This is a genomic window from Leucobacter chromiisoli, assembly GCF_016522505.1.
Classification (GTDB): domain Bacteria; phylum Actinomycetota; class Actinomycetes; order Actinomycetales; family Microbacteriaceae; genus Leucobacter; species Leucobacter chromiisoli.
In genome coordinates this window covers 1-24,514 of the sequence record NZ_JAEHOH010000028.1, presented here as the reverse complement: position 1 = coordinate 24,514, position 24,514 = coordinate 1, and the positions used below count along the sequence as shown (strand labels likewise).

Below are 24,514 nucleotides of genomic sequence, written 5' to 3'. Positions count from 1 at the left end.
CCTCATCGACCACCAGTGCTGCGAGACGCTTTCGTCCGAGTGGGGTGAGGGGTGCGTTAGCGTGGGGCATAGAAGACCTCCGGCGGATGGTGAGTGTGGTAACCCACATCCTGTCGGAGGTCTTCGTTTCAATTCAGCCGTTCACAACGTCCCAAGGAACTACATCTAGCCCGCCGGACCCTCACGCCCAGCCGGGCAGCCACAGGTGCAGCTGCCAGAACCAGCTCGCGACGGGCATGCCCGTCCACACCGGGAAGAAGAGCACGGCGAGCACCACCGCGGCGACGGAGAAGATCGCCACCGAGGCCCTGCGCCCCCGCAGGGCCTCCGCCGAGCCGTCGAGCCGCAGCCCCGCACTCGCCCCGTCGGGCGACCGCACCGCGATCCCGCACAGCAGCCCGAGTACCAGGGCGAGCGCCACCGCGGAGAACGGCGTCAGCACGACGGTGTAGAACTGGAACACCGCGGAGCGCGAGAGGGTGAGCACCCACGGCAGCCAGCCCGAGAGATAGCCGGTGAGCACGAACGCCCCCGCGGCGACGAGCGGCGCGTCGACGGCCCGCGATCCCCTGCGCAGGCAGGCCCGCACCACCGCGCAGGCGAGCACCAGCAGTGCGGCTAGACCTCCCCACGTGACGAGGACGTTGGGCAGCGGGGAGATCCCCGAGACGCATCCCTCCGCCCACGGGCAGCTCGGCCCCTGCGGCCAGCGCAGCTTGTACATCGCGGTGGGCTCGAGACCGAGCGGCCATCCGATCGGGTGCGACTGGTACGGGTGGGGAGCGCTCAGCGTGCCGTGCCACTCGAGCATGCTGGCGTGGTACCGCGCGAGCGCGACGGGCCACGGCGTGCCCGGCTCGCGCGCCCACCCGCCGGGGTTCAGGATCCAGCCGGCCCAGCTCGCGAGGTACGCGAGCGCCGCGGCCGGGAGCGCGATGACCCCCGCGACGAGCGCCCGCATCGCCGTCGTCGCGATCGGCCGCCCGGCGCCGATCCAGCGCAGCACGACCAGATCCCGCACCACCGTGAACACGAGGAAGAACGCCAGCGGGTAGAGACCCGACCACTTGACCGCCGCGGCCGCGCCGAAGACGAGCCCCGCGGCGAGCAGCCACGGCCGCCAGAGCGGGAGCGCATGCCGCGCGGGGAGCCGGCCGGCCGGCCGACCGGGCGGCCGTCCGATCGTCCGTCCGATCGTCCGCGCGGGCTCCGGGCGACCGGTTTCCGCGAGGATCCGCAGCCGGGAGGTCGTCGCCTCGTGATCGCGCCACACGAGCAGCGCACCGATCGCGACGAAGAGCGTGAGGAGACCGTCGAGCAGCCCGACCCGGGAGAGCGTGACGTGCACGCCGTCGACCGCGAGCATCAGGCCGGCGAGGCAGGCGATCACCAGGCTGCGGCTCAGCAGCCAGCCCAAGCGCATCGTCACCGCGACGGTCGCGACCCCGGCGAGGGCGACCGCGCTGCGCCACCCCCACCCGCTGTCCGCGCCGAAGACCAGGATCCCGAGCCCGATCGCCCACTTGCCGAGCGGCGGGTGCACCGCGTTCGACGCCGCATCGCCGAACGCCCGGGATCGCGCACCGTCGAACGCCGGATCGTCGTCGGGCCACACGGTGGGGTAGCCGTGGGCGAGCTGGCTGACCGCGTCGCGCACGTAGTAGAGCTCGTCGAAGACCAGCACGTCCGGCCGGCTCAGCGCCCAGAACCGCAGCCCGGCTGCGATCGCGAGCACGGCGACGGGGCCGAGCCAGCGCAGGCGGTGCAGGGCGGTGAGGGGCACGCGACCCAGCCTACGGAGTGCGGGAGGGGCGAACCGGGCGCTGCCGTGCCCGGCGGCGCCCGGCGGGGAGGGTGCGGACCCCGGTGCCCGGCGCCGCCGGGGCGGGCGCTACGATGGTCAGGTGATTACCCGCCTCAGCAATTTCTTCCTGAAGACCCTTCGCGAGGATCCCTCCGACGCCGAGGTCGCCAGCCACAAGCTGCTGGTGCGCGCCGGATACATCCGCCGCCAGGCCCCGGGCGTGTTCGCCTGGCTGCCGCTCGGCCTGCGCGTGAAGGCGAAGCTCGAGCAGATCATCCGCGAGGAGATGCTCGCGGCGGGCGCTCACGAGGTGCACTTCCCGGCCATGCTGCCGCGCGAGCCCTACGAGGCCACCGGGCGGTGGGAGGAGTACGGCGACGCCCTCTTCCGGCTGCAGGACCGTCACGGCGCCGACTATCTGCTCGCCCCGACGCACGAGGAGGCCTTCACCCTGATGGTGAAGGACATCGTCTCGTCGTACAAGGATCTGCCGCTGACGATCTTCCAGATCCAGGACAAGTACCGCGACGAGGCGCGCCCCCGTGCCGGCCTGCTCCGCGGCCGCGAGTTCACGATGAAGGACGCGTACTCCTTCGACGCCTCCGACGAGGGGCTCGCGCAGAGCTACCAGAAGCAGCGCGACGCCTACGAGCGCATCTTCCAGCGGCTCGGTCTCGAGTACGTGATCGTCTCCGCGGACGCCGGCGCGATGGGCGGCTCCCGCAGCGAGGAGTTCCTGCTGCCCACCCAGATCGGCGAGGACACCTTCGTGCGCTCGGCAGGCGGGTACGCGGCGAACGTCGAGGCGTACCAGTCTCCCGTGCCGGCCGCCCGGTCTGCCGAGGAGATCGTCGGCCTGCCGGCGCCGCTCGTGTTCGACTCTCCCGATACGCCGACCATCGACACGCTCGTCGCCCACACCAACGCCGTGCTGCCGCGCGAGGACGGCCGCGCCTGGGAGGCCGCCGACACGCTCAAGTGCCTGGTGTTCGCCGTGACCACCGTCGAGGGCGAGCGGTCGCTCGCGGTCGTCGGCGTGCCGGGCGATCGCGACGCCGACATGAAGCGCGTCGAGGTGGCCTTCCCCGGCTGCGAGGTCGAGCCCGCCACCGCCGAGGACTTCGCCGCGCATCCCGAACTGGTGAAGGGGTACATCGGCCCGGCGCTCGTGGGACCCTCCGGCGAGATCACCCAGGTGCTCGGCGAGGCGGGCACGACGGGGATCCGCTTCCTGCTCGATCCGCGCATCGTCGACGGCACCGCCTGGGTGACCGGCGCCAACGCGCACGAGAAGCACGTCGCCCACCTCGTCGTCGGCCGCGACTTCTCGGCCGACGGCGTGGTCGACGTCGCCACCGTGCGGGATGGCGATCCCGCTCCCGACGGTTCGGGGCCCGTGACCCTCGCGCGCGGCATGGAGATCGGCCACGTCTTCCAGCTCGGCCGCAAGTACGCCGAGGCGCTGGGGCTCAAGGTGCTCGACGAGAACGGCAAGCTCGTGACCGTGACCATGGGGTCGTACGGCATCGGCGTCACCCGCATCATGGCGATCCTCGCCGAGCTGCACCACGACGATCGCGGACTCGTCTGGCCCGAAGCCGTCGCGCCGTTCGACGTGCACCTCGTCGCGACGGGCAAGGATCAGGCCGTCTACGAGATCGCCGCGTCGCTCGCCGCCACGCTCGACGATGTCGGCGCCGAAGTGCTCTACGACGATCGCCCGAAGGTGTCGCCCGGCGTGAAGTTCGGCGACGCGGAGCTGCTGGGCGTGCCGCGGGTCGTGGTGGTCGGTCGCGATGCGGCCGATGGCTTCGCCGAGGTGTGGGATCGCGCCGCCGGCACGAAGGAGAAGGTGGCGATCGCCGAGGTGCCCGGGCTGTTCGGAGCCTGAGCGGCGTCTCTCTCGCCCTCTCTCCTCCTCTTCTTTCGGTTCTCTCGCGGGGCCCCGGAGCACGCTCCGGGGCCCCGCCCGTTCTTGCCTTCGTGACGATGCGGTCCGCCCGCGAGCCCGTCCGGCGATGCGCTCTGGTGGGGTCTTCCGCCGCGTCGGAGCTCCGCGGAACGGCTCACAGGAGGTGTTCGTGCCTCATCACCAGTGAGTTATCCACAATCGGTTCCTCCTGCGCGCCGGGGTCGCAGGCGCGGTGTTACCGTTCGGATGTCGCCCGCAGAAGCGGGCGTCTGAAACGAATATCCGGCGAACTGGGGGCTCTTCGCGATCCTGGAGATGGGAAGAACCTCATGGCGAACATCAACGTCTCGTACTCGGAGATGGAGCAGGCGGCGGCGCAGCTCGGCGCCGGCCGCGACGAGATCGGTCAGAAGCTGCAGACCATGCAGAACCTCATCACGAACCTGGTGTCCTCCGGATTCGTGACCGACCAGGCGTCGGGCAAGTTCAACAGCGCCTACGCCGAGTACACGGCGAGTGCGAGCACCGTGGTCGGCAAACTGTCCGAGATCCAGAACTTCCTGGTGCAGACCGCCGAGGCTCTCCGCGACATGGACGCCCAGATCGCCGCGAGGATCGGCTAGAGCGCGGCGACCGTCCGAAGAGGCGGGAGGTGAGCGGGATGGACGATCGCGTCGTGCTGAAGGACGAGAGCCTCGCGGCCGCCAGTGCTGCGCTGGCCGTGGCGACGCTGACGATGGCGGGAGGAGGAGCGGCGCCCTCGGTCTCCCTGCGGAGTCTCACCGGCATCGGCGAGCAGGTCGCTCGCTTTCTGCAGGGCGTGGAGATCGCGCGGCATTCGCTGGCGGATGCCGCGCGGGCGGCCGACCTCGAGGTCGCCGGGGCTCGGCAGGCCGGCGACGAGCTCGATACGCGGATCGGGCGGTCCCTCTCTCCCGGATTCGGCGCTCTGAGGGGAGCACCGTGAGCGGCGTGCCCGCCTCCGCCGAGTCGGTGCTCCCGGCGGAGACGCCCGTGCTCGGGGGCGCGGAGGAGGCGGGCGCGGCGGCATCCTACGCACGGGGGACGGCACGCGATGCGCAGGTCTACGGGAATGCGATCAGGGCGGCGCAGAACGAACTCGCGATGCTCACCGGAGACGGAGTGTCGACGGTGCGCTCCAAGCTCGCGGATCGGCTGGAACCCGGAGCGGCGGCCCTGCAGCGCTGCGCCGTCGCGGCCGAGACCGCCTTCGAGGGGTACGCCTCGGAGATCGACCGTATCCGCCTCGATGCTGCGCGCATCGAGCGAGACGTCGAGGACCACCTGGACTCGATCCGTGCGAGATCCGCCGAGATCGAGACGGTGGCGGAGGCGATCCGTGCTCCGGGCTCCTATCCGTGGCGCGTGGGACCGCCGACGTCGATGCCCGAGCCTGTGCTCGGGCCGGGCTTCGACGACTTCGACGAGGTGCAGCGACGCGTGGCAGCACAGGATCTGCGCGCGATGTACGAGCAGCAGTGGCGTGTCGCGGTCGCCGACTGGCTCTCCGCTCTCGACGGCATACGCATCGCCGAGATCCGGTGGCGCACGCTGCTCTCGGAGCGTCGCGCGGCCGAGAGACGAGACTGGTGAACAGCCTCGACGAGACGTCCGTCGGGCGGCTCATCGAGGTGAGCGACGGCAGCCGACACGGGATACGCCTCAGCGTGGCGCAGGGCATCGCCGGCGAGCTGCGGGGCGTGAGCAGCGCATGGGCGGGGGCCCGGCACCACCCCTTGCTGCAGCAGCTGCTCGGGAGCGCGTCGGGCGAGTTGGTCTGGACGACCCCTCCTGACGCCGACCTCGTCGCCGCGGCGTGGAGCGGGCTGAGCGATGAGGAGCGAGCGACCCTCATCCGCGAGGTGCCGTGGGTGATCGGAAATCTCCCCGGGCTGCCCTATTCGGTGCGCGACGAGGCGAATCGGCGGACGTTCGAGTTCTACTCCGTCCATCGAGAGGAGCTGAGCGCCGACTGCCAGGTCGCACTCCAGGAACTGCGGAGGATTCTCGATACGGATTCAGGTAAACCGCCGATCCAGCTGGTCGCCCTGCACCTCGACGGCATGGTGCCGCTCGTGGCGGTGGGCTACGGAGACCTCGACGCAGCGGAGCACGTGACCTGGGAGGTGCCCGGCATGAACAACGACGCGCACCAGGCACTCGCCGGCTGGGACACGGCGAGCCGCAACCTCTACGCGCAGCAGGTCGCCCTCCTGAGGGCATCGGCGGACAGCGCGGAGGAAGTCGGCCTCGTCGCCTTCCTGGGCTACGACACCCCGAACGCGGTGACCGTGCTGGGGCCGGGCGCCGCCCGGGCGGGAGCCGAGCGGCTTGCGGCCGAGCTCGACGGGGCGCACGCCGCCCGGAGCTCCGACGGGCCGCTTCCCCATCTCGGGGTGCTCGCCCATTCCTACGGCACGCCGGTCGCGGCGAACGCGCTGCTGCTCGCGACCCACCCCGCGCGGTCGTTCACGATGATCGGCTCGGCGGGGCTCGACGGTGGCCGCCTGAGCGACCTCTCCGAGCTGCGCGTCGGGCGCGACCGTGCGGGAAGACCGAAGATCTACACGGCGATGGCGGAGGGCGACCTGCTCGCACCGCTCGGCTCGCAGCTCTCCGGGCGGCTGCAGCCGAACCCGGAGGCCGCCGGCAGCGCCGCCCTCTCCATCGGGGGAGCCTACGCCTTCTCCGTGGAGGGGACGGGGGCGCTCAAGGCCACGGACGGGCACTCGATCATCGGGCGCGGCGAGCGGGGCGCGGGCGGAACGAACGCGTCGGCGGGGCACGGCTACCTCGACCGGGGGACGCACTCCCTGCACAACGCGGCGGCGATCTCGGTCGACCGGCTCGATCTCGTCGAGGGCGACCTGGTGCAGACCGAGCAGCGGCCGCCGCTGCCGCAGGAGCAGCTCGACCGTTCGTACGGATGGAGGTAGGCGGGGATGCGTTTCTGGACGAGGATCGGAGCGATTGGAGCGGCGATGGTGTGGGTGGCCGGGTGCGGACCGGTGCCCGTGGTGGCGGATGCCGAGGGGTGGGACCACTCGACGCTGGACGAGCAGCGTGCGTGGGTCGAGGCGCGGGCCCGGGATGCGATCCGTGTTCTCGGAGAGGAGGGATGGTGGGAGTTCAGCCCCGAGTTCCCCTGGCCGGCAGAGCAGGACGCGATCATGCGGGACGCGAGAACGGAGACCTGCCGTCCGAGTCAGCGCGGACCCCAGCCCGGGCGCCTCAGGCTCGATCTCAACAATGACACGCTTCAGGAGCCTTTTGACCTGGGTGGGCGGCTGAAAGAGCACTGGCTCTCCGAAGGGTGGGCCGTGTCGACGGTGATCGAACGGGGCAGCACCGAGCGGCCGTTCGAGCACTTCCGAGCGGTTCGAGAGGATGGGGCGGTCCTCGGCCTTCAGGTGGGCGAGAGCTTCGTCTCGCTCTCGATCACCTCCTCCTGCTCCGATCACCCCACGGTGACGGAGCGCTACAGCGCGGCGGGATCCTCAGGAGAGCCGGCCGAGCCGGCCGACCCGAGCGGTTCGAGCGGTTCGGCCGACCTGAGCGACCTGAGCGATCCGAGCGATCCGAGCGGTCCGAGCGAGTCGACCGGGCATCTCGAGACCGAGCAGATGGAAGCCGGGCCGAGCGCGCCCTGAGCGCAACCGGCGGTACCTCGGCAGGGCGAGTCATGAGGATGAAGGTGACCCTGGTCGCGCCGGGCGGGAGCCGGGACATCGCCATCCTCTGCGACGTCACCGCGACCGTCGGGGATGCCGCGCGGGCTCTCATCCGCGCGGGGGCGGTCGACGATCCGCACCTGCAGACCGTCGCGCGGCACCGGCTCGCCCCCGTCACGCTGAGGGGACGAGCCGGAGGAGCAGCCCGGGACGGACACGGGTACGCGCTGCTCGATCCCTGCTCGCCGATCGGAGCCTCCGGGCTCCAATCTGGATGGAGCATCGAGCCCGTGGCCGAGTTCGGCGTCCACCGATCCACCCCGCGGATGATCGAAGCCGCGGGCTGCGTCGAAGTCCTCTCCGGCCCGCAGGCGGGCGCGGTCTACAGCCTCGTGCGCGGCGAGAACACCATCGGTCGCGACCCGAGGGCCCGGATCCACCTCCACGACGGGAGCGTCTCGCGACGCCACGCGGCGATCGTCATCGGAGCGGAGACGGTGCTGCGGGACGCGGGCTCGGCGAACGGCACCCTCGTGGACGGTCGGGCCGTGACCAGGCACGTCGTCGTCGGAGTCTGCACGGCGGAGGTGGGCGACGTCGTGCTGCGCATCACGCCGGGCGCCCCGTCCGCTCCGACGCCCGAGCTCTCGCATCGCGTGCCCCACATGCGGGCTCCCCGCGTCGAGCCCCGCTTCCGCAGCTCGACGAGGGAGCTTCCGGCCCCGCCCGCGCCATCGGCCCCCGCGCGCGTGCCGATGCTCGCGATGCTGGCGCCCATGATGATGGGCGGGGCGATGTACGCGATCACCGGATCGCCGATGAGTCTCATGATGGTCGCCTTCTCGCCGCTCATGATGATCGGAGCCTGGTTCGACGGCAGGCTCCTCGGACGCCGCCGCGACCGCGGGGAAGCGCTCCGCTTCGAACGCGAGCTCGAGATCGAGCGGAAGGAGCTGCGTCGGCTCCGCGCGACGGAGGCCGAGATCCGCGACTCCGAGGCCCCCTCGCTCGCGACGACCGCGACCGCGATCAACGACCGCACGACGAGCCTCTGGACGAGGAGGCCGGAGCACCGCTCCTTCCTCGAGATCCGCTTCGGGGAGGGCGTGCTCCCGAGCCGCACCGGGCTCGCGCTCCCGCCGCGCAGCGAATCGCCGCCCGAGCACTGGAGAGCGCTGCTCGACCTCGAACGGGAGTTCAGGGACGTCGGCTCCGTCCCCGTGCTCGAGCACTTCGAACGATCGGGATCGATCGGGATCGCGGGGGAGCGGGGCCGAGCCGAGGGGCTCACGAGGGCGCTCGTGCTGCAACTGGCGGGCCTGCATTCGCCTGCGGAACTCTCCCTGGTCTGCTTCGCCGGGCCGGACCAGGGGCGGGAGTGGGGCTGGCTGAAGTGGTTGCCGCACGTCGACGGGGCCTCGCATCCCATCCCGAGCCGACAGCTCGTGGATGACGCTCCCGGATCGCTCCGGCTGATCACGGCGCTCGAGGGCCTGCTCGAGACGAGGCGGAGGGATCTCTCGGCGAGCACCGTGCGCTCCCGACTCGATCGCGGGGCCCACGACGACGATCCGCACGGGGAGGGCGTCCGCCGCCTCCCGGTGACGCCCGCCGTGGTCGTGCTGGTGCTCGACGACGGTCAGGTGGAGGCCGCGCGCCTCATCGCGCTCGCGGAGCACGGCCCCGACGTCGGAATCCACCTGCTCTGGCTGGCGCGGGAGAGATCCTCGATCCCCGCGGCCTGCCGCACCTTCGTCGCGCTCGAGCCCTCGGGCTCCCGGGCGGGGTTCGTCCGGGAGGGCCGCGAGGTCGAGCTGCTGCGCCCGGAATACGTCGATGCGCCGGTCGCCCTCGGTCTCTCGCGCAGACTCGCGCCCGTCGAAGACGCGGGAGCCCGCGTGACCGACGAGTCCGACCTGCCGAGGACGGTGGCGCTGAGCGAGCTGCATCACACCGATCTGCTCGGCGGAGGGCGCCCGATCCTGCAGGCCTGGGCCGCAACGGGAACGCTCGTCTCGCGATGGCGGGCGGGAGAGCGCCGGGCGCCGGCGGCACTCGTCGCCACCGTCGGGCAGGGCGCCGACGGACCGGTCTCCATCGATCTCCGGGCGCACGGGCCGCACGCGCTGGTCGGCGGCACCACCGGCTCGGGAAAGTCGGAGTTCCTGCAGAGCTGGATCATGAGCCTCGCCGCGACGATCAGCCCCGAGAGGGTCAACTTCCTGCTCAGGAACTCCCCAAAACCACGACAGGGGAGTTCCATCGTGGCTGCAGCTCGAGTGTGTCGTCAGGCATAATCCTCACGTACTTCACGAGCGATCGCAGCAAGCCTTGCTGCTCCTCCACCGTCAGTGCTGGCCAGGACCGGATCAGGGACTCCTTGCCGTCAAGGTATGCGAGGGCCGTGTTGCGGTCTGCCTTCGCCGCGACCTCGAGCTGCTGTCGAAGGTCGTCGAGTTGTTCGCGCATGGAGTCCCGTGTTGCCTGATGCTCTTCCGGGGTGATCCGTTCGAGAGCGAGGTGCGTGTTCAGAGCAAGGATCCCTCGTTCGACGCTCTCGATCTCCGCGCTCAGGAGCTTCGTATCGACCGGGGCGGGGGCATTGTCACGCAAGCTGGGGACATCGATCGAGGTCACCCATCCCGACACGAGCTCATCGACAGGCTTGCAGATCCTCGTCTTCCTGAGGTGCCGCTCCGCTGAGATACACACATAGGAGCGGTTCCTCCGCCCCGAGACGCCGCCTACTCGCTTCCTACCGCAGTGGCAGACCACGATCGTGGAGAGCAGGTAAGGCGAGAGGCGCGGCTTCTTCACCGTTGCGCGGTCCTGTCGAGCTTCCATGAAGCGATCGTATTCGTGTCGGCTGATGATCGGCGTGTGGGCACCGTCGTACTTCACTCCGTTGTAGACGACGTAGCCTGCGTGGAAGGGGGACTCGAGGCAGGTTCGTATGGAGGCGAAGTGCCAGATCTTTCCCCGCTTCGACCGGTGGCCCTGGTCGTTCATCCAGTTAGCGATGTAGACGAGGCCGCGGCCTTCGGAGTAGAGGTGGTACATGTGGCGGATCGCGTTCGCGTTCTCATCGCTGATCGTGATTCCGTCCGGGGTGTTTTCCCATCCCCAGGGCAATGCGCCCGTGGGTGGGAGGCCGAGTTTCGCGCGTCTCGCGAATACCTCCTGCCACTGTTCTCCGATCTGTTCCGACTGGAAGGCGGCGTACTCGGTCATGACACCGCGCGCGAAGCGTCCACTGGCAGTTGCCGTGTCGATCGGTTCCGTCGCGGACTCGATGCGGCCACCAGCAAGGTCGACACGATCGGCCGCGATCGCCCAGTCCTTGCGGTTACGGGATAGACGACTCCACTTCCAGAGCACGATCACGTCAGCGGCCTTCGATTCGACCATGTCCATGACGCGCTGGACAGCGGGTCGCCGTGACCAGTTCCGCCCCGATAGGCCTTCGTCAACTTCGACGGCTACGACTTCGTATCCGTGCTGTGCGCAGTAGTCCCGTCCCGCTGTCTCCTGAAGCTCGATCGAGATCGAGTCGTCACGGGACACCGACTGGCGCAGGTAAAGGACGGCGCGAGGTGGAGTGTCAGGGACCGGGCGAAGGCTCCGCATTACGCCACCACCTTGATTCGGGCGTCCCACTGTCCGATGCCGTGCCGTGGGTTGATGTAGACGTGATCGCCGATCCGGCAGAGGGTGCGTTCGTAGGCGACCACGAGCTTTTGGAGGACGCATAGCTCCTGCGCGATCCATTGGGTGTTGGTGCCGTACTTCTCTTCGGCGACACGATATTCGTCTGGGTTGATGAGGAAGTGTGCCGCCCACTCGTTTGCGCGATCTTCAGCGCGATTAGAGAGCTTGCCGAACATGTCTGGTTCATCTCCGTAGTATTCGTGGGCGAGTTCGTGGGCGAGCACGCTGCGCTCTTTGCGGTATAGGAGGCCCCTTTGGATGCGTATCGTCTTGGTGGTTGGGTGGCAGTCGCCCGCCCGGTTAAGGTGCCGCAGATCGCAGTACTCGATCCGCACGCCACGCGACGCTGCGTAGTCGTACAGTGCTTGCATCTGATCTTTCCTGCCCTCCGCGTGGGGTGAAGATGTTAGAAGTCCCATTTCTGCTCACGGGCAGCTTGGGGCGTGTCGTCGTTGCTCGGGGCTTGTGGGATGCCTCCGGTCGTTGATGGATCGCTCGTAGCGGTTGTTCGGGACCGGTGTAGGGCGGGAACCGTAACGGGGATCTCAGCAAGCCATGAGTCGGGGACTTCGTGAGCCTTCGCGACGTGGAGTGTGACCTCGATGGCCAGTGCCGAGCCCCTGACGCGAGCCCATGCTGCCGCCTCGTATCCCAAGTCGTGAAGATGCCGGATGGTTGGCAGCACTTTTTCGCTCATGTTGGGTGTCAGCTCGCCGATCTCGTCACCGCTCATGTAGACGGTGACGTATTCGCGCACAGTCCCGTTTTTGAGGGTTCGGGAAGTTTCTCGGAGGGTCGCAATCGCATAGCTATCTGGGCCGTGGAGGTGTTCCGTCAGCTCGGCGAGGTGATCCGCTTCCTTGGTCACTTGAATTGCGTTCCCCCAGGGTAGGAACGAGTAGTCGCCCGCTGGAGGGTCGTTTGTGGGGGTGAGCTGATCGGCGTCGTTGAGAGCGACCCGCGCGTACAGGTGGTGTTTCAAGTTCCCCTGCCAGTCGTGTCTCGAAACACCCCAGATGCGTCCCGTGGTGGTGGGGAGGTAGCCAGCATCGGTGATTCGCTTGATGTAGGGCATGTATTTTGCAGCGTCTTCGCTGGCGAGGTATCCCACGTGGTGCCCGTTCATCCAAACCATGACGGCGTGGCCCTCGCCGTATGGGTTTTCGGGCTCGTGGATCAAGAACGTTATGGCGTCTTCGACGGTCTTCTCAACCTCGGGCGTGAGTCCTCCGAGGGCGGCGATCACGCTCTTCTCCCGGTACGCTTCGCCAACGACTTCAATGTTGGCGTGCTTGGGGCTCAGCAGTGAGTACTTCGGGTAACGCAGTTCTGGTCGGGGCGGCGAGATGAACGTCGTCGAAGCTGTGCGTCTTTGCGGTGCAGGAGAAGCGGCCGGCCTACCGTCTGCATGGGCGACCGCGGCAAGAGCCGACCCTGGACGGTAGCCGGTGTTCTGCTGCATCGCTTTGAGCTGTTTCTTCGTGGGAAGCGCGTTGACGAACGCGTTCCACTCTTCCTTTGTTGTGCAGCCTGCCGCCGCCATCATGGCCTTGCGGGTGCGGCCAGTCTTTACCCACACGATCGGGACGAGGATTGCGCCAACGATCACCCACAGGTAGGGCAGCGTGGGGAGTAGCACGAACGCTGAGAGCACGCCGCCGACTATGACTAGTATTCGCGAGCCTGAGGGCCCGTTGGCGTCGTCCTGTGTGGTCGGCGCTTGAACTAGGTTTTGCATAATGAAGTCTCCGCTTAGTGGATGCTGTCTGGTTAGTCGAGGTCTGCGCCGTCGTCGCCGTCATCCTCGAACGCGGCGCGTGCGAGGTCGGGGATGCCAGCCTCATTGGTACTGCCGACATTCCCGCCGATAGGGGTCACCGGAGCGAGCCGGCGTCTCATACGCGAAGCCTGATCCGCATGATCGACCACTTCTGATAGTTCCAACCCCAACGCGGCGCATACACGGTCTAGCTCCTCAAGCGTGAATACCTTGTGCCCATTCAGGACTCGAGAGAGCTGGGAAGTGGACATACCCGCATCCCTTGCGACGGCCGCCTGCGACAGTCCTCCATGGGAGGCGATTGAGTCAAAGATGATCGTTGCGACGGCCTTGCTAATGGGGCCGGGGAGCTGACTTGTTCCTGAAGGCATGTGCCAATTCTGGCAGACGAGTTGCCAAGTGGCAAGCCTTGTGTTTGAATTGCCATATGGCAACGCAGGCAGTTACCGCTCTCGCGGCACGGAACATCCGAAAGATCCTCGAGGATCGCGGGCTCACTCAGGAGTGGCTCTCCTCGGCTTCGGGGATCTCCATGCGCACCCTTTCGCGGCGCATCCACGCAACTCATCCCAATGGCACGACACTCGAAGAGCTTGGGGCAATTGCACGAGCGCTCAAGATCCCCATGACGGCCCTGATTGCTCGGCCTTCAGCATCGAACATCGAGGCGGTGGCGGCATGAGCGCCGATGTTTCGCGTCTCGATGTCGAGGCAGCGCAGCGTCGTGCTGAGCGGATCCGGTTCCATGCGACGAACGCGAACGAGGCGATGCGGTCTCTGCAGAAGCTCGTGCACCAGGCGCGTGAGCTTGAGGATCACGTCACGCTCGGGTATGCGTCATGGCCGGCTTACATCCAGGATCTGTTTGGGGATGAGCCGCTGCGTCTCGCTCGGGACGTGCGCCGCGAGCTTGTGGCTGAGCTTGCTGAGGCAGGAATGAGCACCAGGGCAATCGCGCCCATCGTCGGGGTCAGCAAGTCTCAGGTAGCTGCTGACATCGAGGTGTCCAGTTCTGGACACCTGCGTGGTGAATCAGATGAGACACCTGAGCCTCCGGCGCATCGTCGCACGTACTCCGACGAGGAGAACGGCTTCTACGTCGTGGATGACTCCGGCGATGCGGATGGCTTCTATGAAGCGGTCATGGAGCACGAGGACATGCTTGCGAACACCAAGACCGGGGAAGTCATCGAAGATGCTCCCGCGCCTGTCGTGACCGAGCACTCCGTCACGGAGAAGGTGAAGACCATCACCGGGCTCGACGGCAAGGAGTACAAGCAGAAGCCGCGCGAGCCGAAGCCAGTCCCGTCTGGTGAGGAAGCGAACCGCCTGAATGCGGTCCAGGCGGCGAAGGGGATCGGGTCCTCGCTCGAGACTCTCCTCGGACTCACCTACGAGTCCTACCGGGACCGAATCATTACTGAATGGTGGCCCCTCGGAAAGCACGATGTGCCCCCATCCCAAACCGAACTGTTCACCCCGTCCCAGCTACGCCACATAGCTCAGGGGCTCACCACTACCGCTGCCGAAATGGAGGCACACCATGTCCAATAGAGAGATTATCACCCGCGTCTACCGAGAAGCCGTCATGTCGTACGGTGACGACGGCGTGGATCGTCCTGAAGCGATCGAGTCCGCGCTCGCGACCCTCATGGTCGAGGTTCGTGCCGGTCGTCTCGAGGTCGATGTTGAGAGGGCACTTCGGTCGGAGCTGCAGAAGGCTGACGAAGCCGACGGGCGATCGGCGGATGCGATCCTCCAGCGTGCGGCCTACGGCGAGGTCCCGCTTCTGGCCGAAGACCTGGATGTGATCGTGACGCTCGGCGGCGGTCGACGGAAGGCGTGGTGCGATGTCACCCCGCTGGACCTGAAGCAGATGAACGATATCCGCTTCGAGAACTACCGGAAGGTAAAGCGCTCGTACCTCGACTTCAATGCGGCCTACATGAAGGTGCGTGACGTCGTGCTCCAGCATCAGACGTTCGGCGCTGCATGGAAGGCCGGCGGTTTTCCTCCCGCTGAGGCGAGTGAGGCAGTGGCGTGATGTTGTCGAAGTCTGAGTGTGTGACCGCGGCCGGGCGCGTGTTCGGTCGGGCGATGGATCGGATCTATGCGTCTGATCCGCGGGAGGCGGCGGAGGCTGCGTACAAGCCGGATGGTCCGTCTGTGGATGAGCTCGAGGTCCTGATTCGGGGATTGCAGGCGGAACGTGCTGCCGTCGACCTTAAGGATGCGGCGTGACGTGGCCTGAAGCGCTCGTGGCGTGCGTGACCGTGGTCGGTCTGGTCCTGATGGTGGTTCTCACGACCCGCGAGTAGCGCGAACAGCGCCCCTGTCTCAGCCCACCGTGTCGCGGTGGGGTCCACCTACTGCACCCAAAAACAGGGTCCGTCGCCGTTGAAAGCGGCGGATTCACGAACATAGCGCTCCCCGGACGATGGCCACCAGGCCCCGGTTACGGAGGGGAGGCAGCACTGAATACATGATCTCTGGCAGCCCCTCGTGGTGGGGGAGCGCTGTCGACCGTTAGGCGGCGAAGAGATCCATTCAATTTCGACCGGTTACGGCGGCCCGCTTCCTCATTGCCCTTCGGGGTGGGTGGAGTCGCTACACGCGCACTGCTGATCCGTTGAGGCGGGGAGTAGTGGCAGGCAAACACGGTCAAGGGGTGGCGCGTCGGACTTGACGGCCCACCGCGGGGTTTGAGCGACCGCGGCCACCACGGAAGTCCAGTAGTCGACTGCTGGCGCGCGATCGGGTGGTCGCGGACGGTGAAGCCCGTATGGGTGAGCGCTAGACAAGCAGCGGCGGGGCGGAACTACCCATCGTCGCACCACCCGCACAAGTTTTGAGGAGGAGAGACGGATGAAGCATGAACTGAATCTGGGTGAGTTTGCCCGCATGATCCGTGATGTTGCGCAGGGTCAGGGCGAGATGTTTATCGCTGGGTGTGCGGCGATGGCGGTCGAGTACGAGGGGATGAGCGAGACGACGGATGAGCAGATCCGCAATACGTTGCGCTCGTTCGGGGTCGCGCTCGGGGTTCTCGATGGTTGAGGAGATCCCGACCGTTCTGTTTCTGCCGCTCGCAATCGTGTTGTGGGCGGCAGTTCTGTATCTGTACCGGAAGCCGTTGAAGCGGTGGCTCGGCATGAAAGGTGGCAGTGATGGTTGACGGGCTGATCTCGTTCACGGGCACGCACGGTGCCGGCCTGTACGGGCGCACACCACGGCGTACGACAACGTGCAGCAACGGGAACAACCCGGCAGGACATAACCCGGCATGCCCTCGGTGCGCACCGACACGCCTGGACCAGTGGAAAGCCAAACTCGCGGCGGGGCACCGTCTGGCCCCGCCGCCGATCCCGGAGAAGGAGGCGTGATGTCCCGTACGAATCGTGAGGACACAGGATGGGCACCCGACAACCGTGACCAGCGCTGTAGCTGTGGTGAGTGCGGGGCGCTCTGGGGTCGAGACAATCCGGAATGTGAAGGGTTCTGGGAACGAGTGGACGACGCAAGGGACCGCGCAAAGGAGGAATGGTGACGTACGAAGTTGTTGATGTGGTGCCAGACACTCCCGAGTGGGAGCAGGAGCGCCGCAACAGTGTCGGGGCGTCCGAGGTGGCGGCGGTGATGGGGTTGAGTCCGTACGCGACCGCGCTGGACGTGTACCGCAGTAAGCAGGGAGTGGATCGGGAGTTCGATCCGCTCCTTTCGTTTATCGGGCATGAGTCGGAGCACATCATCCACAAGTGGGTCGAAGAGTTCTCCGGCGTGGACGTGAAGTTGGAGCCTGCGTTCATGGCCCGATCGGCAGCGTACCCGTTCTTGCACGCCTCGTTCGATCGGGTGAGCTCAATCCCCTTCACGACGTGGCAGTTCAAGACCGCGCACCACTACACCGGGCACAAGTGGGACGAGGGTATCCCGACCGATATTCGCATCCAGGTGCAGGCGGAAATGCTCGTCGCCGGGACGCAGCGCGCCGCGGTGGTCGTGTGGATCGGTGGGCGCGAGTTCCGACTGTTCTGGGAGGACCGCGATGACCGATTCATCGATGACCACATGCTGCCCGCACTTACGACGTTCTGGGAGAACCTGCAAGCGGATGTGGCCCCGCCGCCGGCAAACGTGGCGGAAATGGCCGAGGCCTGGCATGACTCGGGTGACGAGATGGAAGCACCCGAGGAGTTGCAGGATCGCATTGAGCAGCGGGCGTTCCTTCTTGCTTCCGCGAAGGAGATGGAAGCGGACGCGAACAAGATTCGTGACGAGCTTGGCGCTTTCATGTTGGAGCACAACGTGGAGAAGTTCACCGTGGGCGGGAAGACACTGCTCACGTATAAGCGCCAGAACGGGCGAGCGTCGTTCGACGGTAAGCGCTTCCGGGAGGAGCACCCCGATCTCGCCGCCGAGTACACACAGCAGGGTGCACCGTACCTCGTGATGCGCACCTACAAACCAAAGGAGACGAAGTAATGCCCGAGTACATGAGCCCTGATGATGTCGCCGAGATGATCCCTGGCATGACCGTGACCAAGCTCGCGCAGCTCCGCTTTAAGGGGCAGGGACCGAAGTACATGAAGCCCAGTCCGAAGGTCTGTGTCTACGACCGAGCCGACGTTATCGAATGGCTCGAATCGACCAAGCGCACTGGTACCAAGCGCGCTGAGGAGGCGTAGATGTCTGATTTGTCTCAGGCCGCTGTTGCGGTGAAGAAGAACCCGACGATGGCTGATCTGATCGAGAAGCAGAAGCCCGAGATCGAGCGGCAACTCGGCGGCGCGATGTCGTCGGATGCGTTCGTGCGTGCAGTGTTGACCGAGGTTCGGAAGTCCCCGAAGCTCGCGCAAGCGGATCCGGCGACCGTGCTCGGCGGGGTGATGCTCGCAGCTCAGCTCCGCCTCGAGATCGGTTCCGGGCTGGGGGAGTTCTACCTGACCCCGAGGAAGGAGAAGGGCCGCGACATCTGCCTGCCAATCATTGGGTATCAGGGCATGATCAAGCTCGCTCTCCGTTCCGAGTTCGTGACCGATATTCAAACGTTCATGGTCCGTGAAGGGGACATGTTCGAGTACGGGGCGAACGCCGAGCGGGGCATGTTCTTTGAGTGGAAGCCTCGCGATTTCGAGGAGGACCGCCACTGGATCGGTGTCGTTGCAGTCGCCCGCATGAAGCAGGGCGGCACCGCGTGGATCTACCTCACGAAGGACGCCGTGTACGACCGTCGCCCGCACTACTGGGACAAGGGCACCCCGTGGCAAACCCACGAGGAAGAGATGGCGCAGAAGACCGCGATCCGTGCACTGTCGAAGCGTCTCCCGAAGTCGACCGACCTCGGGCGTGCGATCGAAGCGGACGAGCAGAAGGTTACGCACGTTCGCGGCCTTGAAGACCTGTCGGTGCAGCCGGTTGAGGACGTGCAGGACGCGGAGGTGGTGCCTGATGGGCCAGTTCAAGCCGATTGATTCGTGTCCGATCTGTCGCGGCTCCGGGGTTGATCCTCGGAGTCGCTCCTGTTGCGTCTGCACGACGAGACCTACGGAGGCGCCGTGAATAAGTCGATGAAGACGGCGACCCTTTTCGGGCACGAGCTATGCGAGGTGCCATGAGCAAGTCAACAAAATCGGCCGACTGGTGCATCGATGACGGCGCAATCGCGATCTGCGGCACCGATATGGAGGAGTACGCGCGCGACTCGATGGGGGAGCGGTGGTGCTTCACCTGCCGAGAGCGGCACGAGTTCTGGTGGGTTTTCATGGCGCCAACTGGAATGTCCTATTACGGGCCTACAGCGCACGTGGAAGGCAAGAGCCGGCACTGCAGTGATTTGTTCCCCGGTTGGTACCGGGAGGCGTCGGATGAGTAAAGGCATCCCGAAGAAGACGGTGGCCGTGGTGATCGAAAGAGACCACGGCCTCTGCGTTCTCAGAATCTCACCAGACTGCACCGGCACGGCAGACGTCGCTGACCATCGTGCGAATCGTGGGCACGGGGGAGCGAAGTCGGGCGTCCTCGACCGGCCGTCGAACCTGATCGCGGCGTGTGGGATATGCAACGGCTACAAGGAATCCAACGCTAACCGTGCCGAGCTCGAACGACGAGGTGTGCGGGTGCGTGGTGATTCTACGCACGCGAAGACCGCGCAACGTGCGCTACTCACGCCAGTGCTGTACCCGGACGGGCACGTGTACTGGCTCGATGACTTCGGCGGGAGGGAACTCGATGAAGGCCAACCCTGGTGACAGCTACACGCCGTGGTATCTGGTGCGTCTCGCTGCACGCGAGTTCTCCTCCCAGGAACTCTGCGAGATGCACGACAGCGCTGCGGGGAAGGGCGAGCACCATAACGCGCGTCTCTACCTCGAGGCCCTCTCGATTCACGCATGCCAGGTCGGGTGGGGTGACCTTATCGAGCAGTCGATGCTCGGCTGGCCGACCGCAGCGCAACGCCTCGCACGGTCCGTGGATCTCAAGATCCTCGAAGAGGAAGCGCTACGGGCCCGTGCGCGCCGAGATCGAGACCGTCAATCGATATTCGAGGAAGCGATCAGGATCAGGAAGGAGGAAGACGTTGGCGCGAGATAGGGCGAACATCCGCACTGACATGTGGGGGAGCGCTGAATGGCGCAAGCTTTCGATCGGCGCTCAGTGGCTCTACATGCACCTCTTGACCACGCCCTCGCTGAGCTATGTGGGGATAGCGGACTGGCGGCCGGGGAGGATCGCTGCGAAGGTCGCGGGCGTCGATGCCGAAGGCATTCGTGCTCAGGCAGTCGAGCTCGCGGACGGGCGATTCGCGTTCACGGACGATGAGACCGAAGAGATTCTGGTGAGATCCTTCCTCCGACACGATGGACTCCTGGTGAATCCGAATCTTTGGCGTTCCATCGGGAACGACTTTGCTGATGCGTCATCGGAGTCGCTGCGGGGGATCATCGCGCATGAGGGGAACCGGCTGCGCCGGGAGAATCCGGAGGGCTTCGCAACCAGCAAGGGCGGCAAGGTCAATCCGTGGGTGTCTAAGCACCTCTCGACACTACTCGACACCCCTCCGCACACCCCTTGGGAGACCCCCTCCCCGGAGGGTGAGGGCACGGGCTACCCCACTACTACAGCTACTACTACAGCTACCCCCCTTCTAAAGAAGGGGGGTGCGCCTTCGGCCCCCTCGCCTTTCTGCAATCGTCATCCAGACGGAACCGACCTACCTTGCCGAGGGTGCAAAGTCGCGTGGACCCACTACGAGAAGTGGGCAGCCGACGAAGGGCCGATAGTGCACGAGCACCGTTGGCTGTCTGACGGAACCTGTATCTCCTGCACCGCACTCGAGGAGGACCAGCTATGACGAGGCCAATCGTCGGTAGGTCCGAGCAGGTGCCGGTGAAGCTTCCGGGTGCTCTGGTCTGGGAGCTCTGGAAACGCTCTGACACTGAGGGGCTGCCGGTCGCGCAGATCATCGAGAACGCGATCGCGAAGAAAGATGCACCGCCACCTCCGGCGAAGACACACGAGACCCACAACATCATCATCGCGTTGGTGAAAGCCGGACTTGATGACGGGCGGATCGCGGTCGAGATCGACCGAACCCGCGGATACGTCGCCGACGTGCGACGCCACTATGGGATGAAACCAAACAAGCGAAAGGAGGCCGCATGATCCTCGGTATTGATTTCAGCCTCACCGCGACAGGAGTGTGCGCCATCACGGACGGTGAAGCCGAAAGCATCACTGTCCGGTCGGTGAAGGAAGAACACTGGTTTGACTTCCCGAAGCGAGTCACTGGTATCGCTTTCGATATCGAGGAATGGGTAGGCGACCGCGACCCCTACGTCATTCTCGAATCGCCGGCGTTCGCGGCGAAGTCTTCATCACTGGATCGCATGTTCGGAGGTTGGTGGCTGCTGCTGGACGTGCTGACTACCGCGTGCAGCTTCGCCCCGCCGCTGCTGGTGACGCCGTCGCAGGTGAAGAAGTTCGCCACAGGAAAGGGCAACGCAGGCAAGGACGAAGTCATGCTCGCCACTGCACGCCGCTACCCCGACGTGGTGATCGGCAACAACAACGAGGCAGACGCACTCACCCTTGCCGCCATCGGGGCGGCAGCGTACGAGGAGCCCTTCATGGGAACGCTCACGAAGTACCAACAAGAAGTCGTGGACGCAGTCCGCGCAGGAAAGGAAACCATCTAATGGCAGGCGAACCGCTCATTACCGTAGTAGGCAACCTCGTCGCGGATCCTGAACCGCGCATCTCGCAGTCGGGGAACTCGTGGTGCACATTCCGAATCGCATCCACCCCGCGCGTGCAGAACAGGCAGACGAAGGACTGGGAAGACGGGGAACCGCTGTGGCTCGGGTGTCGGGTGTTCGGTGAATACGCCGACCACGTGGCGCAGTCGCTCACGAAGGGTATGCGTGTCATCGTGCAGGGCCGGCTGACGCAGCGCAGCTACACCGACAACCAGGGTCAGCAGCGCACCTCTCTCGACCTCGAGGTCGAAGAGGTCGGGCCGACCCTGCGCTGGGCCTCCGCCCAGGTGAGCCGCAGTCAGGAACGCGGCCAGGGCGACTTCGGAAACTCGGGCCCAGGGTCGTACAGCCGGAACCCCGGGTTCGGCTCCCAAAACCAAGACCCCCAAGCATTCGGAGGTGGTTTCGGTGACACCGACCAGCCCTTCTGACCACAACACCAGTCACGGGGCCTGCGGGAAGACGTGGAGACAGCGCGGTAACCGGACCGGGCACTGCGGCGCCTGCCACGAAACCTTCGAAGGCGAAACCGTGTTCGATGCTCACCGCATCACCGACAAGCAGGGTAACCGCGTCTGCCTTCCACCATCCGAGGTGAAGTACGCGGGCGTGCTACTCCGCCTAGAGAACGGCACCTGGCGCGGCCCCAAGATGAGCGCAGAAGCACTCGCACGACGAAAGGCAACAGCATGAACCCCTGGTCCCTCTTCATCGATCTCCTCGGTTGGACCGTGGTCGGTGTCCTCGCGATCGTGATCCTCATCATCCTGATCGCATGCATCGCCGGCCCGATCCAGAACGCCCGACGCAAACGGAAACGGTCGGGCACGACCAGCATCCTCAACTCCCGCGAACCCCGCTAACAGGCGGGGTTTTCTTCATCCCAGAGGGGGCTGCGGTCATATTGCAGCCCCCTCAGCACGTCTGGAAGGAGCCGCAATGGCGCATGTGTGCCCACCATCCCACAAACATCAAGCCACGTCGACGTGTCGCCAGCACCACGGATGCAAATGCCGACCATGCCTGTCCTCTCATGCGGCTGAGTCTGCATACCGGCGGCGCGCGAAAGGCGTCAACCACAAGGTGCCCGCCGCCGGCACCGTCCGTCGCCTGCGGGCACTCTCCGCTATCGGGTGGGGTTGCCATCAGATAGCCGCGGAAGTCGGGTCGGTGGGCACCTACATCGCTGATATTCGCGCCGGGAACCGGGGCCAGGTCATGGCGTCTACAGCCCGACGTGTCGCCGCGTTCTATGAGAAAGCCTCGATGCGGCCGATCACTGGTGCAGGAGCAGCGAGGGCACGAACCCACGCACGCAAGCAGGGGTGGCAACCGCCGCTTGCATGGGAAGACCACGAGCTGGATGCCGCATGAGTGGTGAGCAGGACGAGGAGGCGCGCCGGGATGATCCCCGGCGCGTTTCTTCTTTGCGTGGCCTCACCGTCACGGACATGGAGTCCCTGCGCCGTCTCGGCATCACTGAAGAACACTTGAAAGGAAGATTCAATGACGACCAGTAGACGCGCCCTGTTGGGTGCAGCGTGGGCGGTGCCGGTGATCGCTGCCGCGGTCGCCGTGCCAGCGGTCAGCGCCACAACGGATCCGTCACGCACCTGCGGGGGAACCTCCGGCGACAACGGTACGTACACCGTCACCGGGAACGTACTCACCATCAGCTACACGCGGGCGCCGGACATCTACGAGATCAACGCCCGCGGTGTCGGGTGGTCGAAGTCGTACGGCACGAACTACGGCACCGCACCCGCACGAGGGTCGCTGTCATGGTCGGTAGTGCTGCCCGGTGAGCCGACCTGGGTCCAGGCGCACACCTTTGATACGCACTACCCAGAGGGGTGCTCAGCGTGAATCCCTACCCGCCCACAAGAAAGCGCCTCCCCCGTCCCGAAGGGCGAGAGAGGCGCAACCCGCAAACGGTCCTACCGTGTGCGCCATTCGATGTAAGTGTGGTAGTACCCGTCCTGCTCCTTGCACTTATAGCGCACCTTGACCGAGATCGGCTTCTGCCGCGCAATCGACGCCGCCTTCTTCGCAGTCTGGATCTGACAAGTCGACTTGTTGCCAAAGAGCGGACCCCAGCTATGGGCCGCAGCGTAAGCCGGGGTAGCGGCAAATACCCCGCCGAGCACGAGTGCAGCCGTAGCGCCGGTGGCGGTGAGTTTCCTGCGGATAGACATCTGAGGTTCCTCTCGTTGGATTCGGTCGAAGACTTCCACGCTATGGCAGGCGTCGGCGGAGTGTCCATTCCGCGGTGGGGTGGTGCAAAATGAGCCCGCCTGTGGTATCTGTCGACCACTTCGCCGGCCTCGGCCCGGCTGTCGCGTGCGACTGGCAGGCACCGGATGCAGAAGGCCGTGCCGCATGAGCGCCCCGCTCCTGCTCGACCTGTTCTGCTGCCAGGGCGGAGCATCCCGAGGGTATGCGGACGCCGGATTCGATGTGATCGGTGTCGATATCGACCCGCAGTCGCGTTACCCCTATCCGTTCCTGCAAATGGATGCGATCCGAGCTCTCGATCTCCTGCTGGACGGGCTGCCGTTGGAGTTCTCGTCCGGCCGCACGATCGTGTTCTCCGATATCGCGGCCTACCACGCTTCGCCGCCGTGTCAGTCGTTCTTGAACCTTGGGAAGGTGAACCAGGCTCTCGGCCGAGACTATGACTACCCGAACCTCATCGGCCCGATTCGCGCTCTGCTGAAGGAGACGAACCGGCCCTACGTGATCGAGAACGTGCAGGACGCCGCCGACCATCTCTACTTCCCGGTGAGGGTGTGCGGCACGGGGCTCGGCCGACCGCTTCGCAGACACCGCATGTTCGAGTCAAACATCGCCCTGGAGGGCGTCGCGTGCGCGCACTCCCGCTTCAAAGAGCCGAAGTACTGGACCGGGTGGAGACCCAACGGACAGCACCGCCTCTCAACCGTGGTGCAGGTGTATGGCAACGCCGGCGGGCAGCACGAGTGGCCGGAGGCGATGGGCATCGACTGGATGGACCGCCACGGCTTCGTTGAGGCGATCCCGCCGGCGTACACCGAGCACATCGGCAAGCAGCTCATCACCCATCTCGCGGCGGTTCCAGCATGAACGCGAGCCGCTCTCTCACCCAGACCGAGGTCGATTCTCTCCGTCGTATCGGTGTGACCGAGGCAGACCTGAAAGGACCAACCATGAAGAAGCCAGAGGCGCTCACGGTACCGGACGGAGACGCACGGGAGCGACTGATCGAAGTTCTGCGGACGATCACCCCGCGCCTGCACGAACCGCTGTGGACGAACGTTCTCGGGGATCAGGCCGACGCGATCCTGGCCGTGGTCCCGGCGCTCTCTCGTGCTGTTGCACCCGAGA

The 24,514-nt window shown here is 66.1% G+C and carries 32 protein-coding genes; 26 read left to right on the top strand and 6 right to left on the bottom strand.

All coding sequences use genetic code 11. The features are described from left to right. Window positions 1-181: 181 nt before the first annotated feature. Entirely contained in the window at window positions 182-1,783 is a 1,602-nt protein-coding gene (locus JD276_RS15350) for a phospholipid carrier-dependent glycosyltransferase (protein WP_307866608.1), read from the bottom strand. Between the two features lie 121 nt (window positions 1,784-1,904). Between JD276_RS15350 and JD276_RS15345 the strand changes: the two genes are divergently transcribed. From JD276_RS15345 to JD276_RS15315, 7 genes are all read left to right on the top strand, one after another. Beyond that, complete coding sequence (locus JD276_RS15345) at window positions 1,905-3,695, top strand: proline--tRNA ligase (protein WP_200116541.1); 1,791 nt, start codon at window positions 1,905-1,907, stop codon at window positions 3,693-3,695. Between the two features lie 350 nt (window positions 3,696-4,045). After that, a complete protein-coding gene (locus tag JD276_RS15340) occupies window positions 4,046-4,339 on the top strand; it encodes a WXG100 family type VII secretion target (RefSeq protein WP_200116540.1) in 294 nt (97 codons plus the stop codon). Window positions 4,340-4,377: 38 nt separating this feature from the next. Further along, window positions 4,378-4,683, top strand: a complete 306-nt coding sequence (locus JD276_RS15335) for a hypothetical protein (RefSeq protein ID WP_200116539.1) — start codon at window positions 4,378-4,380, stop codon at window positions 4,681-4,683. Next, a complete protein-coding gene (locus tag JD276_RS15330; protein ID WP_200116538.1) occupies window positions 4,680-5,330 on the top strand; it encodes a hypothetical protein in 651 nt (216 codons plus the stop codon). The genes JD276_RS15335 and JD276_RS15330 overlap by 4 nt, the downstream gene beginning before the upstream one ends. Then, the gene (locus JD276_RS16385; RefSeq protein ID WP_200116537.1) at window positions 5,327-6,673 is read left to right on the top strand and encodes an alpha/beta hydrolase; all 1,347 of its coding nucleotides are present in this window, start codon (window positions 5,327-5,329) and stop codon (window positions 6,671-6,673) included. The genes JD276_RS15330 and JD276_RS16385 overlap by 4 nt, the downstream gene beginning before the upstream one ends. 6 nt (window positions 6,674-6,679) lie before the next feature. Then, complete coding sequence (locus JD276_RS15320; protein WP_200116536.1) at window positions 6,680-7,387, top strand: hypothetical protein; 708 nt, start codon at window positions 6,680-6,682, stop codon at window positions 7,385-7,387. 32 nt (window positions 7,388-7,419) lie between these two features. Continuing rightward, window positions 7,420-9,705 carry an FtsK/SpoIIIE domain-containing protein gene (locus tag JD276_RS15315; protein WP_200116535.1) on the top strand — a complete coding sequence of 762 codons (2,286 nt, stop codon included), beginning with the start codon at window positions 7,420-7,422 and terminating at the stop codon, window positions 9,703-9,705. On the opposite strand, the gene JD276_RS15310 is transcribed toward JD276_RS15315, so the two are convergent. The 4 genes from JD276_RS15310 to JD276_RS15295 form a co-directional block, all read right to left on the bottom strand. Beyond that, on the bottom strand, window positions 9,635-11,035 hold the full coding sequence (locus JD276_RS15310; RefSeq protein WP_233615801.1) for a recombinase family protein: 1,401 nt from the start codon (window positions 11,033-11,035) through the stop codon (window positions 9,635-9,637). The two genes, JD276_RS15315 and JD276_RS15310, sit on opposite strands and share 71 nt — an antisense overlap. Beyond that, window positions 11,035-11,487, bottom strand: a complete 453-nt coding sequence (locus JD276_RS15305; protein WP_200116533.1) for an ImmA/IrrE family metallo-endopeptidase — start codon at window positions 11,485-11,487, stop codon at window positions 11,035-11,037. The genes JD276_RS15310 and JD276_RS15305 overlap by 1 nt, the downstream gene beginning before the upstream one ends. Window positions 11,488-11,522: 35 nt before the next feature. Then, window positions 11,523-12,770: a hypothetical protein gene (locus JD276_RS15300; RefSeq protein ID WP_200116532.1), complete on the bottom strand. Its 1,248-nt coding sequence runs from the start codon at window positions 12,768-12,770 to the stop codon at window positions 11,523-11,525. Window positions 12,771-12,886: 116 nt separating this feature from the next. After that, entirely contained in the window at window positions 12,887-13,267 is a 381-nt protein-coding gene (locus tag JD276_RS15295; RefSeq protein WP_200116531.1) for a helix-turn-helix domain-containing protein, read from the bottom strand. A gap of 56 nt (window positions 13,268-13,323) precedes the next feature. Between JD276_RS15295 and JD276_RS15290 the strand changes: the two genes are divergently transcribed. The 18 genes from JD276_RS15290 to JD276_RS16040 all read left to right on the top strand — a co-directional run bounded on the left by JD276_RS15290 (window position 13,324) and on the right by JD276_RS16040 (window position 23,017). Then, window positions 13,324-13,578 (top strand): helix-turn-helix domain-containing protein, encoded by a 255-nt coding sequence (locus JD276_RS15290; RefSeq protein ID WP_200116530.1) that lies wholly within the window; start codon window positions 13,324-13,326, stop codon window positions 13,576-13,578. After that, entirely contained in the window at window positions 13,575-14,450 is an 876-nt protein-coding gene (locus tag JD276_RS15285; protein ID WP_200116529.1) for a hypothetical protein, read from the top strand. Before JD276_RS15290 ends, JD276_RS15285 begins: the two co-directional genes overlap by 4 nt. Then, window positions 14,440-14,940 (top strand): hypothetical protein, encoded by a 501-nt coding sequence (locus tag JD276_RS15280; RefSeq protein WP_200116528.1) that lies wholly within the window; start codon window positions 14,440-14,442, stop codon window positions 14,938-14,940. Before JD276_RS15285 ends, JD276_RS15280 begins: the two co-directional genes overlap by 11 nt. An 821-nt stretch (window positions 14,941-15,761) precedes the next feature. Further along, the gene (locus JD276_RS15275) at window positions 15,762-15,953 is read left to right on the top strand and encodes a hypothetical protein (RefSeq protein WP_200116527.1); all 192 of its coding nucleotides are present in this window, start codon (window positions 15,762-15,764) and stop codon (window positions 15,951-15,953) included. Continuing rightward, on the top strand, window positions 15,946-16,071 hold the full coding sequence (locus JD276_RS16245; RefSeq protein WP_267906456.1) for a hypothetical protein: 126 nt from the start codon (window positions 15,946-15,948) through the stop codon (window positions 16,069-16,071). The genes JD276_RS15275 and JD276_RS16245 overlap by 8 nt, the downstream gene beginning before the upstream one ends. Before the next feature lie 365 nt (window positions 16,072-16,436). Further along, complete coding sequence (locus tag JD276_RS15270; RefSeq protein ID WP_200116526.1) at window positions 16,437-17,378, top strand: YqaJ viral recombinase family nuclease; 942 nt, start codon at window positions 16,437-16,439, stop codon at window positions 17,376-17,378. After that, on the top strand, window positions 17,378-17,581 hold the full coding sequence (locus JD276_RS15265) for a helix-turn-helix transcriptional regulator (protein WP_200116525.1): 204 nt from the start codon (window positions 17,378-17,380) through the stop codon (window positions 17,579-17,581). The genes JD276_RS15270 and JD276_RS15265 overlap by 1 nt, the downstream gene beginning before the upstream one ends. Next, window positions 17,582-18,367 carry a recombinase RecT gene (locus JD276_RS15260; protein WP_200116524.1) on the top strand — a complete coding sequence of 262 codons (786 nt, stop codon included), beginning with the start codon at window positions 17,582-17,584 and terminating at the stop codon, window positions 18,365-18,367. 140 nt (window positions 18,368-18,507) lie between these two features. Then, window positions 18,508-18,768: a hypothetical protein gene (locus tag JD276_RS15255; RefSeq protein ID WP_200116523.1), complete on the top strand. Its 261-nt coding sequence runs from the start codon at window positions 18,508-18,510 to the stop codon at window positions 18,766-18,768. Further along, window positions 18,761-19,144 carry an HNH endonuclease gene (locus JD276_RS15250; RefSeq protein WP_200116522.1) on the top strand — a complete coding sequence of 128 codons (384 nt, stop codon included), beginning with the start codon at window positions 18,761-18,763 and terminating at the stop codon, window positions 19,142-19,144. The genes JD276_RS15255 and JD276_RS15250 overlap by 8 nt, the downstream gene beginning before the upstream one ends. Then, window positions 19,125-19,487: a hypothetical protein gene (locus tag JD276_RS15245; RefSeq protein ID WP_200116521.1), complete on the top strand. Its 363-nt coding sequence runs from the start codon at window positions 19,125-19,127 to the stop codon at window positions 19,485-19,487. Before JD276_RS15250 ends, JD276_RS15245 begins: the two co-directional genes overlap by 20 nt. A gap of 756 nt (window positions 19,488-20,243) precedes the next feature. Next, the gene (locus tag JD276_RS15240) at window positions 20,244-20,558 is read left to right on the top strand and encodes a hypothetical protein (protein WP_200116520.1); all 315 of its coding nucleotides are present in this window, start codon (window positions 20,244-20,246) and stop codon (window positions 20,556-20,558) included. Continuing rightward, a complete protein-coding gene (locus JD276_RS15235; RefSeq protein ID WP_200116519.1) occupies window positions 20,555-21,091 on the top strand; it encodes a hypothetical protein in 537 nt (178 codons plus the stop codon). Before JD276_RS15240 ends, JD276_RS15235 begins: the two co-directional genes overlap by 4 nt. Continuing rightward, complete coding sequence (gene ssb, locus JD276_RS15230) at window positions 21,091-21,582, top strand: single-stranded DNA-binding protein (protein WP_200116518.1); 492 nt, start codon at window positions 21,091-21,093, stop codon at window positions 21,580-21,582. The genes JD276_RS15235 and ssb overlap by 1 nt, the downstream gene beginning before the upstream one ends. Next, a complete protein-coding gene (locus JD276_RS16450) occupies window positions 21,551-21,844 on the top strand; it encodes an FDXHR family putative zinc-binding protein (protein WP_443673901.1) in 294 nt (97 codons plus the stop codon). The genes ssb and JD276_RS16450 overlap by 32 nt, the downstream gene beginning before the upstream one ends. Next, the gene (locus tag JD276_RS15225) at window positions 21,841-22,014 is read left to right on the top strand and encodes a hypothetical protein (RefSeq protein ID WP_200116517.1); all 174 of its coding nucleotides are present in this window, start codon (window positions 21,841-21,843) and stop codon (window positions 22,012-22,014) included. Before JD276_RS16450 ends, JD276_RS15225 begins: the two co-directional genes overlap by 4 nt. A 507-nt stretch (window positions 22,015-22,521) precedes the next feature. Further along, window positions 22,522-22,671 (top strand): hypothetical protein, encoded by a 150-nt coding sequence (locus JD276_RS15220; RefSeq protein ID WP_200116516.1) that lies wholly within the window; start codon window positions 22,522-22,524, stop codon window positions 22,669-22,671. Beyond that, window positions 22,658-23,017: a hypothetical protein gene (locus JD276_RS16040; RefSeq protein WP_233615800.1), complete on the top strand. Its 360-nt coding sequence runs from the start codon at window positions 22,658-22,660 to the stop codon at window positions 23,015-23,017. Before JD276_RS15220 ends, JD276_RS16040 begins: the two co-directional genes overlap by 14 nt. A gap of 71 nt (window positions 23,018-23,088) precedes the next feature. On the opposite strand, the gene JD276_RS15210 is transcribed toward JD276_RS16040, so the two are convergent. Next, entirely contained in the window at window positions 23,089-23,346 is a 258-nt protein-coding gene (locus JD276_RS15210) for a hypothetical protein (RefSeq protein ID WP_200116515.1), read from the bottom strand. A gap of 184 nt (window positions 23,347-23,530) precedes the next feature. Between JD276_RS15210 and JD276_RS15205 the strand changes: the two genes are divergently transcribed. After that, window positions 23,531-24,253 carry a DNA cytosine methyltransferase gene (locus tag JD276_RS15205; RefSeq protein ID WP_200116514.1) on the top strand — a complete coding sequence of 241 codons (723 nt, stop codon included), beginning with the start codon at window positions 23,531-23,533 and terminating at the stop codon, window positions 24,251-24,253. Window positions 24,254-24,514: the final 261 nt, after the last annotated feature.